The sequence below is a fragment of the Sphingopyxis sp. Q841 genome (genome assembly GCF_052384365.1).
GTDB classification, from domain to species: domain Bacteria; phylum Pseudomonadota; class Alphaproteobacteria; order Sphingomonadales; family Sphingomonadaceae; genus Sphingopyxis; species Sphingopyxis terrae_A.
On sequence record NZ_JBQSUM010000002.1, the window covers coordinates 461,624 to 478,772 of the forward strand.

16 protein-coding genes and 1 tRNA gene are annotated in these 17,149 nt (G+C 64.6%); 11 read left to right on the forward strand and 6 right to left on the reverse strand.

The window, feature by feature from the left end:
* The first annotated feature begins 3 nt into the window (after window positions 1–3).
* The gene (gene hslU, locus ACT17R_RS12575; RefSeq protein ID WP_058812083.1) at window positions 4–1,305 is read left to right on the forward strand and encodes an ATP-dependent protease ATPase subunit HslU; all 1,302 of its coding nucleotides are present in this window, start codon (window positions 4–6) and stop codon (window positions 1,303–1,305) included.
* Between the two features lie 110 nt (window positions 1,306–1,415).
* Here the strand turns inward: hslU and ACT17R_RS12580 are convergent, their stop codons facing one another.
* On the reverse strand, window positions 1,416–1,589 hold the full coding sequence (locus ACT17R_RS12580) for a DUF1328 family protein (RefSeq protein WP_003044814.1): 174 nt from the start codon (window positions 1,587–1,589) through the stop codon (window positions 1,416–1,418).
* A 255-nt stretch (window positions 1,590–1,844) separates the two neighbouring features.
* Here ACT17R_RS12580 and ACT17R_RS12585 point away from each other — a divergent pair, with 255 nt between their 5' ends.
* The 7 genes from ACT17R_RS12585 (at window position 1,845) to ACT17R_RS12615 (ending at window position 8,368) form a co-directional block, all read left to right on the forward strand.
* Window positions 1,845–2,717: a helix-turn-helix domain-containing protein gene (locus ACT17R_RS12585; RefSeq protein WP_234180044.1), complete on the forward strand. Its 873-nt coding sequence runs from the start codon at window positions 1,845–1,847 to the stop codon at window positions 2,715–2,717.
* A 121-nt stretch (window positions 2,718–2,838) separates the two neighbouring features.
* Window positions 2,839–3,786: a tetratricopeptide repeat protein gene (locus tag ACT17R_RS12590; protein WP_234180042.1), complete on the forward strand. Its 948-nt coding sequence runs from the start codon at window positions 2,839–2,841 to the stop codon at window positions 3,784–3,786.
* Complete coding sequence (gene tilS / locus ACT17R_RS12595) at window positions 3,740–4,732, forward strand: tRNA lysidine(34) synthetase TilS (protein ID WP_234180040.1); 993 nt, start codon at window positions 3,740–3,742, stop codon at window positions 4,730–4,732. The genes ACT17R_RS12590 and tilS overlap by 47 nt, the downstream gene beginning before the upstream one ends.
* A 102-nt stretch (window positions 4,733–4,834) precedes the next feature.
* Window positions 4,835–6,778, forward strand: coding sequence for an ATP-dependent zinc metalloprotease FtsH (gene ftsH / locus ACT17R_RS12600; RefSeq protein ID WP_234180038.1), 1,944 nt, complete (start codon window positions 4,835–4,837; stop codon window positions 6,776–6,778).
* A 49-nt stretch (window positions 6,779–6,827) separates the two neighbouring features.
* Window positions 6,828–7,223 (forward strand): hypothetical protein, encoded by a 396-nt coding sequence (locus tag ACT17R_RS12605; protein WP_444809533.1) that lies wholly within the window; start codon window positions 6,828–6,830, stop codon window positions 7,221–7,223.
* A gap of 31 nt (window positions 7,224–7,254) precedes the next feature.
* On the forward strand, window positions 7,255–7,737 hold the full coding sequence (locus ACT17R_RS12610) for a hypothetical protein (RefSeq protein ID WP_444809534.1): 483 nt from the start codon (window positions 7,255–7,257) through the stop codon (window positions 7,735–7,737).
* A 25-nt stretch (window positions 7,738–7,762) separates the two neighbouring features.
* Window positions 7,763–8,368, forward strand: a complete 606-nt coding sequence (locus ACT17R_RS12615; protein ID WP_444809535.1) for a DUF3800 domain-containing protein — start codon at window positions 7,763–7,765, stop codon at window positions 8,366–8,368.
* A gap of 78 nt (window positions 8,369–8,446) precedes the next feature.
* Here the strand turns inward: ACT17R_RS12615 and rpoZ are convergent, their stop codons facing one another.
* Window positions 8,447–8,791, reverse strand: coding sequence for a DNA-directed RNA polymerase subunit omega (gene rpoZ / locus ACT17R_RS12620; RefSeq protein ID WP_186403148.1), 345 nt, complete (start codon window positions 8,789–8,791; stop codon window positions 8,447–8,449).
* A gap of 137 nt (window positions 8,792–8,928) precedes the next feature.
* On the opposite strand from rpoZ, the gene ACT17R_RS12625 reads away from it, so the two are divergent.
* On the forward strand, window positions 8,929–10,119 hold the full coding sequence (locus ACT17R_RS12625; RefSeq protein WP_444809536.1) for a phospholipase D-like domain-containing protein: 1,191 nt from the start codon (window positions 8,929–8,931) through the stop codon (window positions 10,117–10,119).
* 4 nt (window positions 10,120–10,123) lie between these two features.
* Here ACT17R_RS12625 and ACT17R_RS12630 read toward each other — a convergent pair whose 3' ends face one another.
* Complete coding sequence (locus tag ACT17R_RS12630; protein WP_051066408.1) at window positions 10,124–10,720, reverse strand: class I SAM-dependent methyltransferase; 597 nt, start codon at window positions 10,718–10,720, stop codon at window positions 10,124–10,126.
* Window positions 10,721–10,924: 204 nt separating this feature from the next.
* Here ACT17R_RS12630 and ACT17R_RS12635 point away from each other — a divergent pair, with 204 nt between their 5' ends.
* Entirely contained in the window at window positions 10,925–12,214 is a 1,290-nt protein-coding gene (locus ACT17R_RS12635; RefSeq protein ID WP_231292898.1) for an MFS transporter, read from the forward strand.
* Between the two features lie 16 nt (window positions 12,215–12,230).
* Here ACT17R_RS12635 and ACT17R_RS12640 read toward each other — a convergent pair whose 3' ends face one another.
* Entirely contained in the window at window positions 12,231–14,555 is a 2,325-nt protein-coding gene (locus tag ACT17R_RS12640; RefSeq protein WP_444809537.1) for a CDC48 family AAA ATPase, read from the reverse strand.
* Between the two features lie 414 nt (window positions 14,556–14,969).
* On the opposite strand from ACT17R_RS12640, the gene ACT17R_RS12645 reads away from it, so the two are divergent.
* Window positions 14,970–15,848, forward strand: a complete 879-nt coding sequence (locus ACT17R_RS12645; RefSeq protein WP_444809538.1) for a LysR substrate-binding domain-containing protein — start codon at window positions 14,970–14,972, stop codon at window positions 15,846–15,848.
* On the opposite strand, the gene ACT17R_RS12650 is transcribed toward ACT17R_RS12645, so the two are convergent.
* Window positions 15,845–16,927, reverse strand: a complete 1,083-nt coding sequence (locus ACT17R_RS12650) for an AI-2E family transporter (RefSeq protein WP_444809539.1) — start codon at window positions 16,925–16,927, stop codon at window positions 15,845–15,847. The two genes, ACT17R_RS12645 and ACT17R_RS12650, sit on opposite strands and share 4 nt — an antisense overlap.
* 117 nt (window positions 16,928–17,044) lie before the next feature.
* A tRNA-Thr gene (locus ACT17R_RS12655) sits at window positions 17,045–17,119 on the reverse strand.
* Between the last annotated feature and the right edge of the window lie 30 nt (window positions 17,120–17,149).

Here is a 17,149-nt window from a genome sequence, read left to right on the forward strand (position 1 = left end):
ATCATGAACAAGGATTTGACTCCGAAGGCGATCGTCGCCGCGCTCGACACGCACATCATCGGCCAGAAGGATGCCAAGCGCGCGGTCGCCGTCGCGCTGCGCAATCGCTGGCGCCGCCAGCAGCTCGCCCCCGATCTGCGCGATGAGGTCAGTCCCAAGAATATCCTGATGATCGGCCCGACGGGGTGCGGCAAGACCGAGATTTCGCGCCGCCTGGCCAAGCTCGCCGATGCTCCCTTCATCAAGGTTGAGGCGACCAAATTCACCGAAGTCGGTTATGTCGGCCGCGACGTCGAGCAGATCGCGCGCGACCTGGTCGAAGAAGCAGTGCGGCTCGAGAAAGATCGCCGCCGCGGCGCGGTGCGCGCGGCCGCCGAGGAAGCCGCGATGGAGCGCCTCCTCGACGCGCTGACCGGCAAAGGCGCCAGCGAAGCCACGCGCCAGAGCTTCCGCCAGCGCATCCGCGAAGGTCATCTCGACGACAGCGAAGTCGAGATCGAGGTCTCCGACGCGCCGGGCATGCCCTTCGATCTGCCCGGCCAGCCCGGCCAGATGAGCATGATCAATCTGTCCGACATGCTCGGCAAAGCGATGGGCGGCCTGCCCAAGAAGCGCCGCAAGATGAAGGTCATCGACGCCGCAACCCGGCTGATCGAGGAAGAGCAGGACAAGCGGCTCGATCAGGACGATGTCGCGCGCGTCGCGCTCGCCGATGCCGAGGCCAATGGGATCGTGTTCCTCGACGAGATCGACAAGATCGCGGTCAGCGACGTGCGCGGTGGCTCGATCAGCCGCGAGGGCGTCCAGCGCGACCTGTTGCCGCTTATCGAGGGCACGACCGTTGCGACCAAATATGGTCCGATGAAGACCGATCATATCCTCTTTATCGCCAGCGGCGCGTTCCACGTCGCCAAGCCCAGCGACCTTCTCCCCGAATTGCAGGGCCGTCTGCCGATCCGCGTCGAATTGGGCGCGCTCAGCGAGGAAGATTTCGTTCGCATCCTCAGCGAAACCAAAGCGGGTCTGCCTGAGCAATATGCCGCGCTTCTCGGAACCGAAGGGGTCACGCTGAGCTTCACCGCCGATGCAATCGCACGCGTCGCCCGGCTCGCGGCCGAGGTGAACGAAAAGGTTGAAAATATCGGCGCCCGCCGACTCCAGACGATCATGGAACGGCTTGTCGAAGAAGTGAGCTTCACTGCCGAAGACATGCCCGACACCACGCTCGAAATCGACGCCGCCTATGTCGACAAGCAACTCGCCGATGTCGTTGGCGATACCGATCTCAGCAAATATGTGCTTTGACGACTAGCTGCCCACCGTCGGATGGCGGCAGGAGCCGCCCCTCGTAATTGCGCGGAAAAAAGCGGGCGGTTTCAAACCGCCCGCTCTTTTGTCGCTTATGTCGTGACCTGTCAGCTGATCTTCTTCGCCGCGGCCGAACCGAGAACGAGGAACAGAACGACCAGCGCAAGGCCGACAAAGAAGAGAATTTTGGCAATCCCGGCTGCCGCACCGGCCACGCCGGAGAAACCGAGAACGGCCGCGAGCAATGCGATCACGGCGAAGATCAACGCCCATTTGAACATGCTGAATTCCTTTCGACACCTAATCATCCGGATTCGCGCGCTTTGTTTCGCGGGAACTGAGAATTGAACGAATGAGCGGCAGCGAATGTTCCGCGCCCCGTCCTCGCGTCCGCACGTCGGCTTTTCCGCCAATCCGGAATCCGCTTCCTTTCGGCCTGTTGTTTGCGGAACTTCATTTGACTTTCGCGCGTCCACAATGCGAGAACGAGGCGACACGGTCGAAACGGGTTGCAAGCGACCGGCACGGAGACAGTAATGGCAGATGAGGACGTCGCCCCGCAGCAGGGCGAGTTGGCGATCACGCGCACCGGCGACCGGCTTCGCCTAGCGCGCGAGGCGGCAGGGCTTTCGCTCGCCGACATCGCGACGCGTACGCGCGTGACCCAGCGGCATCTTCAAGCCATAGAAAACTCGGAATTTTCGGAACTTCCGGGCCGAACTTATGTCACCGGCTTCGCCCGCGCCTACGCTCGCGCGCTTGATCTGCCCGAGGCCGAAATCGCCGCCGAGCTTCGCCGCGAACTCGACGAGGATGAATATGGCGCGCGGCCGCTCTACGAAGCCTATGAGCCGACCGACCCCGCCCGCCTGCCGACCGCACGGTTGACCTGGACGCTCGTCATCGTCGCGCTCTTGCTGGTCTCGGCCTATGGCGTGTGGCGCTTCCTGTCGGTCGAACCCGACGAGGCGCTGATCGCTGCACAAAATGCCGACGCCGACGCGTCAGAAGCTCCTGCAGCCGCTACTCCGGCGGCAGGCGCTCCCAAGGCGGGCGCGCCGAACGCGGCAGTGCCGGCGAACGCCCCCGTCGTTCTTACCGGCCTTTCCGAAGTGTGGATCGGGTTCGACGATGCCGCGGGCAAGACCGAAAATTGGCGCACGCTCGACGCCGGCGAGACCTATGAGGTTCCCGCAGCCTATATCGAGCAGTTCACGCTGCGCACGAGCCGCCCGCAGGCGCTCAAGATCACCGTCGGCGGCCGCGACGTCGGCGCGACCGGCCCCGCCGATACGCTCGTCAAGGGAATCTCGCTCAAACCCGCTGACCTCGTGGCACGCGCCGAAGGAAGCGGCGGCACCGCGACGGTGCCGCTGCCCAAGGCGAAAGGCGCCCCCGAGCGCCCCTGATTCCCCTCGGTTCCCGACGGATCGACGCGGCCCCGCGCCGAAATGGGTTTGCGTATCCGCCGTTTGCCGCGTTATGAGAGCATAGAGACAAGATAGTTAACTGGTGGGGGCCGCACGGCAGATGAGGAAGGTACACGGGTCTTTGATCGGCGCGGCGATGCTCGCGCTGACAGTGGCGCCTGTTGCTCAGGCGCAGGACGCCGGGATCGACAAGCGCGTCGAGCGACTGGAAAAGGAAATGCGGGCGGTCCAGCGCTCGGTATTCCCGGGCGGCAGCCCCGCCTTCTTCGAGGGCGAGATCGCGCCCGACAACAAGCCTGGCGAACGCGCGAAGGGCAATGCCCCCGTCATCGACCTCACCGCGCGCGTCGACGCGCTCGAAGCCCAGCTTCAAACGCTCACCGGCCAGACCGAGCAGAACAGCTATCAGCTTCGCGAGCTCGAAAAACAATTCACTGCCTATAAGGCCGAAATGGAAAAGCGCCTTGCCGCCCCCGCCATCGGCGGTGAAACGCCGGCCAGCCTGCCGCTCAGCTCGACATCGGGGACCACCAAGCCCGCCACGGTGACACAGGCGTCGACGACCACGACGACCAAGAAACCTGCAACGACGCCCGCCGCGAGCAAACCCGACGCCAACCGGCTCGCGCTCGTCAAGAAGGTCGAAATTCCGGCGACCGGCAATGAAGCCGAAGATGCCTATACCTACGGCTTCCGCCTGTGGGATGCCAAACTCTATCCCGAGGCGCAGGCGCAGCTCAAACAGGTCGTGGCAAAATGGCCGAAGAGCAACCAGGCAAGCTATGCGCAGAACCTGCTCGGGCGCGCCTATCTCGATGAAGGCAAGCCCAGCCTTGCCGCCGTCGCTTTCTATAATAATTACAAGGATCGGCCGAGCGGGCCCCGCGCGCCGCACAGCCTGATGTATATGGGAGTAGCGCTCGACAAGCTCGGGCGCAAAGCCGACGCCTGCAAGGCCTTCCGCGAACTGGATGAGGTCTATGGCGACAAGGCACCGAAGGATGTCCGCGACGATGCTGCCGCCGCAAAAGCAAAAGCAGGCTGTTGACAGCGACGCCGTCGAGCGGCTCGGCGGCGAACTCGCCGCGCTCGTCGGCGCCGACTGGCATCGCCGTGACTATGGCGTCGCCGTATCGGGCGGCCCCGACAGCATGGCGCTGCTCTGGCTGATGGCTTCGCTGCTGCCCGGGCAGGTCCGGGCGGCAACGGTCGATCACGGATTGCGCAGCGGTTCGGCCGAAGAGGCGCGCATGGTCGCTGCCTTCTGCGCGCGTGAACATATTCCCCACGCGACGCTGACGCCGGATCGTCCAATCGCGGGCTCGCTGCAGGCCGCGGCGCGAACGGCGCGCTATGATCTGCTCGACGGCTGGCGCCGCGAACAGGGAATCGACTTCATCGTCACCGCGCACCATGCCGATGATCAGCTCGAAACGATGATCATGCGGCTCAACCGCAGCAGCGGCGTCGGCGGCCTCGCATCGATCCGCGCCCGCAACGGCCAGGTTTTGCGCCCGCTGCTCGGCTGGCGGCACATGGATCTGACTCGGCTCGCGCTCGACCAGGACATTCCGTTCGTCGACGACCCGTCGAACAGTGACGAGCGCTTCGACCGGGCGCGGCTGCGCCATGCGCTGCGCTATCAGTCGACGATCGACGCCGAAGCCGCCGCGCGCTCGGCGCGCTGGCTCGCCGAAGCCGACGAGGCGCTCGACTGGGCTGTCGACCAGGCGATCACGAGCTGGCCCGAGGTCGACGACACGGCCGTCATCCGCGATCTCGGCTATCCGCCCGAGCTTTTCCGCCGCATCGTCATGCGCCGCCTGTCGCATGCCGACCCGCGACTCGTGCTGCGCGGCGTCACCCTCGACACGGTCATCGCGGCGATGCGCGAGGGCCGGCGCGCAATGGTCGGCAGCCTGTTGATCGACGCCGCGGGCGAGCGCGACGGCTCAATCTGGCGCATTTCCTCGGCGCCGCGGCGGAAAAGCTGAATTTATCGCGCTTGGCGCATTGTCATTTAACCGGATATTCCTATCTTGCAGCCTATGGTCGCGGCTTCTCGCGATGCTGGCGTTGATTGGGATATTCTCCGAATGCAGGACGACAAGGAACCGCAGGGCAACCCCTGGATGAAGAGCGTGATGATCTGGAGCGGCATCCTGCTTGCCATGCTCCTTGTCGCGTCGATGTTCGGCGGCGCCTCGCAGGGCACCGGTTCGCCGATGGCCTATTCGGAATTCCGTGAGAAGGTTCAGGAAGGCGCCGTGAAGGAAGTCGTCCTCTCCGATGACCGCGTTTCCGGCAAGCTGAACAGCGGCGAAAGCTTTTCGGCCAATATCGTCCGCGATCCCGAACTGCTCAAGCTGCTCAACGACAATGGCGTCAAATATGACGGCAAGCCGACCGATCAGGGCAATATCTGGGTCTATCTGCTGATCCAGGCGCTGCCCTTCATGCTGATCCTCGGCATCGCTTTCTTCGTTTTCCGCCAGGTTCAGAAAAATAACGGGTCGGGCGCGATGGGCTTCGGCAAGAGCCGCGCGAAGATGCTCACCGAGAAGCAGGGCCGCGTGACGTTCGACGATGTCGCGGGCATCGACGAGGCGCGCGAGGAGTTGCAGGAAATCGTCGAATTCCTGAAGGATCCCACCAAATTTTCAAAGCTTGGCGGTCAGATTCCGAAGGGCGCACTGCTCGTCGGCTCGCCGGGGACCGGCAAGACGCTGCTCGCTCGCGCGATCGCGGGCGAGGCGGGCGTCCCCTTCTTCACCATCTCGGGTTCGGACTTCGTCGAAATGTTCGTCGGCGTGGGCGCCAGCCGCGTCCGCGACATGTTCGAGCAGGCCAAGCGCAATGCGCCGTGCATTGTCTTCATCGACGAAATCGACGCGGTCGGTCGCCATCGCGGTGCCGGCCTTGGCAACGGCAATGACGAGCGCGAACAGACGCTGAACCAGTTGCTCGTCGAAATGGACGGCTTCGAAGCGAACGAGGGCATCATCATCGTCGCAGCGACCAACCGTCCCGACGTGCTCGATCCCGCGCTGCTGCGTCCGGGCCGCTTTGACCGCCAGGTCGTCGTCCCGCGCCCCGACATCGAAGGCCGCCAGAAGATCCTCGAGGTCCATACGCGCAAGAAGCCGCTCGCGCCCGACGTCGACCTGCGCCGCATCGCGCGCGGCACGCCCGGCTTTTCGGGCGCCGACCTTGCCAACCTCGCCAACGAGGCCGCGCTGCTTGCGGCCCGCAAGGGCAAGCGCCTGATCGCGTCGGGCGAATTCGAGGAAGCCAAGGACAAGGTGCTCATGGGCGCCGAACGCCGTTCGATGGTGATGACCGAGGACGAAAAGAAGGCGACCGCCTATCACGAGGCGGGCCACGCACTCGTGTCGATCCATGTCGAGCATAATGATCCGCTGCACAAGGTGACGATCATCCCGCGCGGCCGCGCGCTGGGCGTGACGTGGAACCTACCCGAACGCGACCGCTATTCGATGAGCATGAAGCAGATGAAGGCGCGCCTCGCGCTCTGCTTCGGCGGCCGCATCGCCGAACAGCTCATCTACGGCAAGGACGAGCTTAATACCGGTGCGTCGAACGACATCCAGCAGGCCACCGACATGGCGCGCTCGATGGTCATGGAATATGGCATGTCCGACAAGCTCGGCTGGCTGCGCTACCGCGACAATCAGGACGAGGTTTTCCTCGGCCACAGCGTCTCGCGCGCGCAGAATATGTCCGAGGAGACCGCCAAGCTGATCGACGCCGAAGTTCGCCGCCTCGTCGAGGACGGCGAGAAGACGGCGCGCAAGGTGCTCACCGACCATCTCGACGAGCTGCATCTGCTTGCAGGAGCGCTGCTCGAATATGAGACGCTCTCGGGCGAGGAGGCGCGCCGCGCGATCAAGGGCGAGGACATTGGCCGCGACAGCGATGCGAACAAGCCCGGCGCCCCCATTCAGGGTCACGCCGGCGGCCTGCCGCAGATCAAGCGCAAGCCGCGCCCCTTCGGCGACACGCATCCTCAGGGCGCGTGACGACCGTCGATTCAGCCGGTATTCAGGGCGCCGAAGGAATTTCGGCGACATGATCAACGGCAGGATGCGGCGCATGGGACTGGTTTCGGCGGCTCTGGCCGCCGGGCTGGTTTTGACCGCAGCGTCGCCCGGCGACATGAGCATCGCAACCTTCCTGCAGCGCGCCGAAGCGTTGCAGCGGCTTGGGCCGCTCGCACTCGCCATGCCCGAGACGGACCAGCTCAAGGGCGAAGTCATCGCGGCGGGCAAACGCTATCAGGCGCGGATCGAGGCCGACCGCAAAGCGGGACGCAAATCGGCGAGCTGTCCGCCGAAAAGCGGCACGCTGACCCCCGAGCAATGGCTCGCGCATCTTCGCACCTATCCGCCGCAGAGCCGCAGCCGCACGACGATCAACATGGCGTTCGACGGGCTGATGCGGAAACGCTATCCCTGCCCTGCTTGAGCAGGTCAATTTTCACCTTTCGAAGGACCAGATGATGCGCGGCAGGCTTTTCGCATATATTCTCGCGGCAGGCCTTGGCGCCGCCGGCCCCATGGCCGCCGCGCAGGAACAGGGCGCGCTGACCTCTACGGTGGAACTCGAGAAGATCAGCGGCGCCGACAGCGGCAAGCCCGTCAAATCCTATGTCGCCCCGGACGTCGTCGTTCCCGGCGACCGCGTGCGCGTCACGCTGCTGTTCGCCAATCCCGGGTCCAGCCCGGCGACGGGGGTTCGCATCGTCAACCCGATCCCCGCAGGGCTGGTCTTCGACGGCACTGACGACCGCGCCGATTTCAGCGTCTCGGTCGACGGCGGCAAGATTTTCGGCGATCTTGCGGGACTCACCCTCCCCGGCGCCGATGGAACGCCGCGCGCGGCGACCGATGCCGACGTAACCCATGTCCGCTGGCTCTGGAGCACCGCCGTACCGGCAGGCGGATCGCGCTCGGTTGCCTTTTTCGGCCGCGTCAAATGATCGACGTACGGGGCGCGGCGCAGGCATGACCATATATTGCGACGAATCGGGCGGCCTCAACGCCGGCGCGATGACTTTTGCCGCTGTGATGCTTACCCCCGAAGCCGCGGCGCAAATCCATGCCCGCTTTCGCGCCGTGACGGGCCTGCGCGGCGAACTCAAGGGCAGCCGTATCAGCCTGACCGAGCGCGCTTACCTGCTCGAACTTTTCGACCGGGCGGGCGGACGCGCCTGGGTAGCCGTCGCCAAACGCGCGCGGCTCCAGCCGCCGGTCAACGGTCAGCCGACAAGCGATCTTGCGCTCTACGCGGCGCTTCTCGATCTCGCGATCGGAAGCTGGCTTCCCGAAACCGGCGGCGTGTGCAGCGACGTGGTGATCGACGACGGTCGCTACGATCCCAAAATTCTCGAAAATGTCCGCGAGGCAATCCAGACCGGGCTCGGCGGCTGGGGCCGCGCGTCGCTCGCCGACAGCCGCCGCTCGGAGGGCGTGCAGATCGCCGATGTCGTCGCGAACAGCCTCTATAATGTCGAGGTCGCGTCACCGCGTGCACGGCGCATCGGCATCATTATCGAACCGATGCTCGCCTCGCGCGCGATCCGCGTCGCCGAACTCACGCAGCTTCCCTGAGCGCGCCGCCAAGGCGCCCCGGAAACGAAAAGGGGCCGCGGTTTCCCGCAGCCCCTTTCGGTAGTGCTTTCGCCGACCTTAGTCGAAATCGGCACCGCCACCCGCGGGACTGCGCGGCGGCGCAGCCGCGGTGAGGCGAAGCGCCTCGGCCGAGCGGGCGATCGAGCTGATTTCATCGGGCGTATCGTCATCGTCGACGACAACCTTCTGCAGCGATCCGGTGAGCGCGTCCTTGAGGTCGACGGGGCGGATCGTCTGTTCGGCGATCTCGCGCAGCGCGACGACCGGATTCTTGTCGCGATCGCGATCGATGGTCAGCTCCGAGCCGCCCGAAATCTCGCGGGCGCGATGCGCCGAAAGCAGCACCAGATCGAAACGGTTGGAGACTTTGTCGACGCAATCTTCGACGGTAACGCGGGCCATCTTGTTTCCTTAGATGAGGAGAGGCCAGCCCGATGGGCATGGCGGCAAGCGCTGCGCGCTAGCAGGCAGCGCCCGATATGTCAACAAAACCGGGGTGCTTGCGGCGCTTCGCGGCTCCTGCTTATGACAGGGGCAGGATGACCGAGCCCCCTGCCCCTGCCCGCGAGCGATTGCATTGGAGCGCCGATGTGGAGGGGCACCGGATCGAACTGCTGTTCGACGGCGCCGCGCGGCTCGAACGGTTGCTCGCCCTGATCAATGGCGCGATCCGCAGCATCGACCTCGTCATGTATATCTTCGAGGGCGATAGCGCGGGGACCGACGTGCTCGACGCGCTTGCCCGCGCGGCGCGGCGCGGCGTCCGCGTGCGCGCGGTCATCGACAGTTTCGGATCGTCGAACACGTCCGACAGCATCTTCGTGCCGCTGCGCGACGCGGGCGGCGAAGTGACCTATTTCTCGCGCCGCTGGCGTTCGAGCTATCTGATCCGCAACCATCAAAAGCTGATCCTGATCGACGGCGAAATCGCGATCACCGGCGGCTTCAACATATCCGACGACTATCTGAGCGCGCCGCGTGCCGACTGCTGGTTCGATCTGGGGATGATCCTGCGCGGGCCGAGCGTCGAACGCGGCGTCCAGTGGTTCGCGCAAATCCGCGACTATGCCGTCAACCACGACGGCAAACTCCTCATGCTCCGGCGGCTGATCCGCGAATGGCCGGTCGAAAATAGCGCCGTAACCTGGCTTGTCGGCGGACCGACGCAGCGCCTCTCACCATGGGCGCGCGCCGTGCGCGCCGATCTCGGGGGGGCGCGGCAACTCGACATGGCGATGGCCTATTTCTCGCCGACGCAGGGGATGTTGCGCCGGCTCGGACGCGTCGCGCGCTTCGGGCGCGCGCGGTTCGTCATGGCGAGCAAATCTGACAATGCCGCGACGATCGGTGCCTCGCGCCTTCTCTACGGCTATCTTCTGCGCAAAGGCGGCGCAGTTTGGGAATATCGGCCGTGCAAATTGCACATGAAGCTGATCGTCATCGACGACATCGTCTATATCGGATCGGCCAATTTCGACGTGCGCAGCCTGTTCGTGAATGTCGAGATCATGGTGCGGATCGCGGATGCGGACTTTGCACAGCGCATGCGCGGTTTCGTTGCGGGGCTCGAAGAGGATTGCGACATAATCACCGCCGAAACGCACAAAGCCCGCGCCGGCTGGCTGACCCGCCTGCGCTGGACGCTTGCCTGGTTCGTGGTGGGCATGGCCGATTATACGGTATCGCGGCGGCTGAATTTCGGGCTCGCCGAACCCGATCCCGAGCTTTGAGGGCTCAGTCTTTCCAGCCCCAGAACAGGAAACAGGGCGGGACATTGACCCATTCGAAGGCGTTGTCGATGCGCTTGAAATGTGCCGCGAGAAAATCGCGCGCGCGGGCGCGGAACTGATAGACGAGGAAGGCCCCGCCCGGGCGCAGCACGCGGTGCGTCGCGGCCGCGATTGCCGGCCCGACGCCCGCCGGGAGCGTCGAAAAGGGCAGACCCGACAGCACATAATCGGCCTTGTCGAATCCGTGCGCCTTGACGATTTCCTCAACGTCTGCCGCGGAGCCATGCACCGCGACGAAGCGGCTGTCGCGGATCTCCTTGCGCAGATAGGCGATGAAATCCTCGTTCGTGTCGATCGCGATCAGCATCGCATCGCCCGCCAGCCGTTCAAGGACCGGGCGGCAAAAGGTGCCGACGCCGGGGCCATATTCGACGAACAGCTTGGTATTCTTCCAGTCGACGGGCCGCAGCATGTGGCGGATCAGCGTCGGTGAGGAGGGCACGATCGACCCGACCATGACGGGATGCTTGATGAATCCCTTCACGAACATACCCCAAGGGCCAAAAAATCGCTTCAGCCTCTCGCGGATCCGACGGGACATCGCGATTTTCGATTCTTGGGCCTGCGCCCGCGGATTGGTCATGATGGCTTTCGCGTTGTTGCGGTTCTTGGTGGAGTGGCAAAATCGTGGCGGCGGCGCAAGAAAAGAGTCTGTCTTGACACTGGACAGACGCCCGGCGGCGTGTAGGGAAACAGGCACTTGCGGTAAATGGTTGGAAAACAGGGGGAGGACGAATTGAGCAATATGACGCGCTCGATTCCGGCCGATCGCATGGCCGTCCTCTTCGCCATCATGCTCGTCGCCGCCGCGGGCAATACCGCAATGCAGTCGATCCTTCCCGCCATCGGCGCCAAGCTTCACATCCCCGATGTCTGGGTCAGCCTGGCGTTCAGCTGGTCGGCCTTGCTCTGGGTGCTTACCGCTCCCTATTGGGCGCGCCAGTCGGACAAGCGCGGGCGCAAGGTGCTGATGGCGCGCGGAATCATCGGTTTTTTCCTGTCGATGGCGCTGTGCGGCGTGACCTTGTGGGCCGGGCTCCAGGGCTGGCTCGCCGCCGGCGCGACCTTCATTCTCTTCGCGCTGTTCCGCAGTCTTTATGGCGGTTTCGGATCGGCCGCGCCGCCCGCGGTCCAGGCCTATGTTGCCGCACGCACCGATCCCGAGGAGCGCACGCAGGCGCTGTCGCTGGTCTCCTCCTCCTTCGGGCTCGGCACGGTGATCGGCCCCGCGGTTGCGCCCTTCTTCATCCTCCCGATCTTCGGCCTTGCAGGGCCGTTGCTCGTCTTTGCCCTGATCGGCCTCACGGTGCTTGTGATGCTGCGCTGGCGGCTTCCCGACGATATGCCGCGCTTCGCGGCACGCGGTGCGATCGCCTCCTATCCGCTCTCTGCAGGACCGGGCGAACCGACCGCCGAGGATGAGAATGAACTCGACCCCGCCGAGCAGGAATCGCTCGGCTGGCGCGACCGGCGCGTGCGCCCCTGGCTGCTCGCGGGATTTTTCGGCGGCCAGGCGCAGGCGATGATGCTCGGCGTCATCGGCTTCCTCATTCTCGACCGGCTGCATCTGCGTCTGCGGCCCGACGAAGGCGCGGCTATTACCGGTATCGTGCTGATGGCCGGCGCCTTTGCGACGCTGCTCTCGCAATGGGGGCTGATCCCGCTGCTCAAGATGACCCCGCGCACCACCGTCCTGTACGGCGCCGCTTTTGGGGGCGTCGGCATCCTCATGACCGGGCTGGCGCAGGATCTGCACGCGATCGTCATCGGTTTCGCCCTCGCCTCGCTCGGCTTCGGACTGTTCCGGCCCGGATTTACCGCCGGCGCCTCGCTCTCCGTCCCGCGCCGCGACCAGGGCAGCGTCGCCGGGATGACCGCGTCGATCAATGGATCGGCCTATATCATCTCGCCCGCCATCGGCGTCCTGCTCTACAATTGGCACCCGATGATCAGCTATGGACTGATGGCCGCTTTTTGCGGCTGGCTCGTCCTCTGGGGCTGGTCCGCCTTGCGACAGGACCAGCCCGCAAACTGAGCATTAGCGCTTCGCGTCAGCCCTTCGCATCATCGGCGTGCTTCTGCTCGCGAACGGGTTTCAGCATGCCGGGCGCGAAAAAGCCGATCGGATCGATGCTCATCGCCTGCTGCTTGATCTCGCCCTGGATTTTTTCATAGTCGCGCTCCATCGCCTCCGTGACCGAAGCGCGGGTATCCTTCAGCGCGGCTTCAAAATCGGCCATGGTGACGAGATCGCTCGCGATCGATCGCTTGAGCGCGGCAAGCCCCGCCCGGCGCACCAGATCCTCCAGATCGGCGCCCGTAAAGCGGTCGCTGCGCTCGGCGAGCGTGTCGAGCGACACATCGTCGGCGAGCGGCATTTTGGCGGTATGGATCTCCAGAATGCGCCTCCGTCCCTCGGCATTCGGAACCGAGACATAGATCAGCTCGTCGAGCCGTCCCGGGCGGAGCAGCGCGGGATCTATCAGGTTCGGGCGGTTTGTCGCGCCGATGACGATCACCGATTGCATCTCTTCGATTCCGTCCATCTCGGCCAGGATCGTGTTGACGACGCGCTCGGTCACCTGCGGCTCACCCGACGTTCCGCTGCCGCGCGCCGGCACCAGGCTGTCGAGTTCGTCGATGAAGATGATCGTCGGCGCGACGGCGCGGGCGCGTGCAAACAACCGGGCAATCTGCTGCTCGCTCTCGCCATACCATTTGGACAGAAGGTCCGAGGATTTGATCGCAATGAAATTCGCGTCCGATTCGCGCGCTGCGGCTTTTGCCAGCAAGGTCTTGCCCGTACCGGGCGGACCATAGAGCAGAAAGCCCTTCGCCGCGCGGATACCCAGCCGCCGGAACGCCTCGGGATGTTTGAGCGGCAGTTCGATGCCTTCGATCATCTTGTCGCGCGCCGCGTCGAGCCCTCCGATGTCGCTCCAGCGCGTTTTCGGCGCCTGCACCATCACCTCGCGCATCGCCGACGGTTGGACGCGCTTCAGCGCATTCAGAAAGTCGTCGCGCGTCACGCGCAATTCCGCGAGAACTTCGGGCGGGATCGTTCCTTCCTCAAGGTTCAGCTTGGGCATGATCCGCCGCACCGCCTCGATGGCCGCCTCGCGCGTCAGCGCGGCCATGTCCGCCCCGACAAAACCAAAGGTTGTGCGCGCAAGCTCGCCCAGATCGACGTCGTCACCCAGCGGCATGCCGCGGGTATGGATCGCGAGTATCTCGCGGCGCCCGCTCTCATCGGGCACACCGATCACGATCTCGCGGTCGAAGCGGCCCGGACGACGCAGCGCCTCGTCAATCGCGTCGGGGCGGTTTGTTGCCGCAATGACCACCAGATTGGTGCGCGGTTCGAGCCCGTCCATCAGCGTCAGAAGCTGCGCGACGATGCGCTTTTCGGCCTCGCCGGTTACCTGTCCGCGCTTCGGCGCGATCGAGTCGATCTCGTCGATGAAGACGATCGACGGCGCGGCCTTGGTCGCGGCCTCGAAAATCTCGCGCAGGCGCTTCTCGGACTCGCCATAGGCGCTGCCCATGATCTCCGGCCCGTTGATCAGGAAAAACTGTGCATCACTTTCGTTCGCAACGGCGCGCGCAAGCCGCGTCTTGCCGGTTCCCGGCGGGCCGTGGAGCAGCACGCCGCGAGGCGGATCGACGCCGAGCCGCTGAAACAGTTCGGGATAGCGCAGCGGCAGCTCGACCATCTCGCGCAGCTGATTGATCGTGTCACCAAGCCCGCCCAGATCGTCATAGGTAACGTCGGTGCGCCGCGCGTCCTGCGGCTCCTGATATTCCGAAAGCAGTTCGACTTCGGTGCTTTCATCGATGAACACGACGCCCTTCGGATTCGCCGAGACAACAAGCAGGCGCACCTCGGCGAGCGCATAGGCTGGCGCGTTGAGCATCTGGCGCAGTTGCGGCGGCATATCGCCTGCAGGAACGCGCTGCTGCCCGGCGGTCGCGACTGTGTCGCCGGCGACCAGCGGACGGCCGAAGAAACTGCGCTTGAGCGCATTGGCCGAGCCCTGAAGCCGCAGATTTTCCTGAGCAGGTGCGAAAACCACGCGCGTCGCGGGCCGCATCTCGACGCGGCTCAGATGCACCATATCGCCGGCGCCGGCGCCCGCATTGGCGCGTTGCAAGCCGTCAAGGCGGATTACCTCGATCCCCTCATCCTCGGCATAGGGCGTTACGACACGCGCCGCGGTGTCGCGTTTGCCGCTGATCTGGATGACATCGCCCTCGGTCACACCGAGCTCGGCCATTGCAGTGCGCGGAATCCGGGCGATGCCGGCCCCGCTCTCTTCCGCCCGCAGCGTCGCCACCTGAAGCTTGACCTGCTTTTCTTTTACCGGTGCGTCGGCCAACGCCAATCTCCCACAAAGAGTTCAGAACGGCGAAGATAGGATGGCGGTTCCAGATTTACGACCCCTAGGGTCAGGACCCACTAATTCCACGTTCGAGGCGTCGAAATGGCGAAGATATTGGGTCTGGGCGGGTGCAGCGGGTAGCATCGCTACCCGCAAGGCCGCACGGGCCTGAGATCGAAGCCATTTCGGCGTCCCTGCGGGATTTGACCGATTTTGCCCATGGCGTCGTCGAAAAGTCTCGAAATATCGACATATTCCTTCGCCTTTTCTCCTCGCCCTGAGCAGAATCGCTTCAAACCTCGATCGCGGAATTAGCGGGTCCTGACCCTGGGCCCCAACCAATCATGCCGCACTGCACAAAAGTCTGGCGCGGGATTGACACGCATGTCATCATCGCCATCGAGACAGATCATGCCACGCCTTCCTCCCCTCAGCAGTATGGAAGCCTTTCTGGAGGTTGCCCGTCATGGCACGGTGAAGGCCGCCGCGAGCGAGCTTGGCCTTTCGATGCCTGCCCTATCGCGCCGTATCCAGACGCTAGAACACGCGGTCGGTCGACCGCTGTTCGATCGGCATCACCATGGGCTGCGACTGACCGAGGCAGGGCGCGACCTGCAGGACCAGTTGTCGCCCATCCTCGACGAGCTACGCAGCGTTATCGGCCAGGTCGGGAGTCCCGACGCGTCGGTAAGGCTGCACCTCAATGTGCTGCCGCTCTTCGCGCAGCAACGCCTGTTCCCGCGCTTGCCGGAACTGCGCCGCGCGCATCCCGAATTGCACATCGACATCGACACGCTGTCGCACGGGGAATCGCGGCTCGGCGAAGGCATCGACGCCGCGATCGCGCTTGCCCGCGCAATTGATCCGGCGCTTTATGCAGCCAGGCTCGATCAGGACAAAGTGTTCCCGATCGCGGCGCGGGGGCTGACCGATGGCGAGCGCCCGATTGCGGTGCCCGAACAGCTGCAGCGCGCGACGATCCTGCTGCACCGCGAAATGCCGGAAACCTTCAACGAATGGCGCAGTGCAATCGGCATGCCCTATCTCGAACCTATGGGAACCGACTTCTTCGATTCGGGTCCGTTGATGCTCGAGGCCGCGGCGCAGGGGATCGGCGTCGCTTTCATGCACGGTCATCATTTCGACGACGCACAGGATCCGAGGCTAGTGCGTCTGTTCGATTTCGACGTCGACAGCCCTTACAGTTATTGGTTCGTCTGCCGCCCCCGCGCGCTGCGCCAGCCCGCGGTCAAGCTGTTTCACGACTGGCTGCTCGAAGCGAAGATTTAGGCCGGCGGCGGCAGAGCCTCTCCACGCATCTGCGCCGCGATGTCCCAAACCGCGATGAACATCGCCGCGATCACCGGACCGATCACGATGCCGTGAAACCCGAACAATTGCAGGCCGCCCAGAGTCGTGATCAGCACGACATAATCGGGGATGCGCGTCTCGCGCCCCACCAGTATCGGGCGCAGCAGATTGTCGACCATCCCGATGACGAAGAGGCCGCAAAAGACCAGCACCGCCCCCTGCCAGATCGCGCCACTGAAAAAGAGATAGAGCGCCATCGGCACCCAGACGAGCCCGGTTCCGACCGCCGGGATCAGCGATGCTGCGCCCATCAGCACACCCCAGAGCAACGGTGCCTCGATCCCCAGCATCCACAGCACCGTCCCGCCAATCATCCCCTGGATGATCGCGACAACGATGCTGCCCTTAATCGTCGCGCGCACCACCACGATGAAACGATCGACGAGCAGGCCAAGCTGGTCGGCGCGCAGCGGCACGGCCGCCGCAACACGGCGCTGCAGCGCATCGCCATCGCGCAGCAGGAAGAAGGCGAGATAGAGCACGACGCTCAGCTTCACGAGCAGCCCGAAGATGCTCTGGCCGAACAGGAGCGCCTGCCCCAGCACCGCGCGCACGCCGTCGGCCGCGCCCGATCCGAAGATGTCGCGCGCGTCGGCGAGATCCTTGACTCCCAGATTGGCAAGCAGGGTCGTCGCCCAACCGGGCAGTCCGGCGAACAAGGTCGCGAAAATACGCGCAATGTCGATATCGCCCGACTGAATGCGCAGATAGACCGTCGTCGCCTCCCCGACCAGCGCCACGCTCAGGATAGCCGCCGGGAGGATGACGATCCCGACGATCAGTAGCAGGGTCAGCAGGGCGGCGCTGTTCGGCCAGCCGGGCATGCGCGCGAGCAAGCGGCGATAGACCGGCGTGAACAGGATCGCCGCGATTATCGCCCAGAGGATAGCCGTCAGAAACGGCCACAAAACAAGCGCAAAGGCGGCCGAAATGGCGATCAGGATGACCAGAAAGGACCAACGCCCGTCCGCGCCCCGCCCTTCACCCTCACTCGCCATGATCCATCACCCCCTGCCGCGCTTCCCTCTTCCCTAGCGACGACGCGGTCATCCGCATAGGTGGGATTATCGGACGCCGGTTTGCACCGGGTCTCAGTTATCAGTCTCAGGAAGAAATGGTGCTGCTGGAGAGGATTGAACTCTCGACCTCACCCTTACCAAGGGTGCGCTCTACCACTGAGCTACAGCAGCATCCGGGCCCATCGCGGCGTCACGCTCGCT

What these genes read in the sequence shown, in the direction of transcription:
- hslU (WP_058812083.1), top strand. Translation starts at nt 4, where the DNA reads ATGAACAAGGATTTGACTCCGAAGGCGATCGTCGCCGCGCTCGACACG.
- ACT17R_RS12580 (WP_003044814.1), bottom strand. Translation starts at nt 1,589, where the DNA reads ATGTTCAAATGGGCGTTGATCTTCGCCGTGATCGCATTGCTCGCGGCC.
- ACT17R_RS12585 (WP_234180044.1), top strand. Translation starts at nt 1,845, where the DNA reads ATGGCAGATGAGGACGTCGCCCCGCAGCAGGGCGAGTTGGCGATCACG.
- ACT17R_RS12590 (WP_234180042.1), top strand. Translation starts at nt 2,839, where the DNA reads ATGAGGAAGGTACACGGGTCTTTGATCGGCGCGGCGATGCTCGCGCTG.
- tilS (WP_234180040.1), top strand. Translation starts at nt 3,740, where the DNA reads ATGTCCGCGACGATGCTGCCGCCGCAAAAGCAAAAGCAGGCTGTTGAC.
- ftsH (WP_234180038.1), top strand. Translation starts at nt 4,835, where the DNA reads ATGCAGGACGACAAGGAACCGCAGGGCAACCCCTGGATGAAGAGCGTG.
- ACT17R_RS12605 (WP_444809533.1), top strand. Translation starts at nt 6,828, where the DNA reads ATGATCAACGGCAGGATGCGGCGCATGGGACTGGTTTCGGCGGCTCTG.
- ACT17R_RS12610 (WP_444809534.1), top strand. Translation starts at nt 7,255, where the DNA reads ATGATGCGCGGCAGGCTTTTCGCATATATTCTCGCGGCAGGCCTTGGC.
- ACT17R_RS12615 (WP_444809535.1), top strand. Translation starts at nt 7,763, where the DNA reads ATGACCATATATTGCGACGAATCGGGCGGCCTCAACGCCGGCGCGATG.
- rpoZ (WP_186403148.1), bottom strand. Translation starts at nt 8,791, where the DNA reads ATGGCCCGCGTTACCGTCGAAGATTGCGTCGACAAAGTCTCCAACCGT.
- ACT17R_RS12625 (WP_444809536.1), top strand. Translation starts at nt 8,929, where the DNA reads ATGACCGAGCCCCCTGCCCCTGCCCGCGAGCGATTGCATTGGAGCGCC.
- ACT17R_RS12630 (WP_051066408.1), bottom strand. Translation starts at nt 10,720, where the DNA reads ATGTCCCGTCGGATCCGCGAGAGGCTGAAGCGATTTTTTGGCCCTTGG.
- ACT17R_RS12635 (WP_231292898.1), top strand. Translation starts at nt 10,925, where the DNA reads ATGACGCGCTCGATTCCGGCCGATCGCATGGCCGTCCTCTTCGCCATC.
- ACT17R_RS12645 (WP_444809538.1), top strand. Translation starts at nt 14,970, where the DNA reads ATGCCACGCCTTCCTCCCCTCAGCAGTATGGAAGCCTTTCTGGAGGTT.
- ACT17R_RS12650 (WP_444809539.1), bottom strand. Translation starts at nt 16,927, where the DNA reads ATGGCGAGTGAGGGTGAAGGGCGGGGCGCGGACGGGCGTTGGTCCTTT.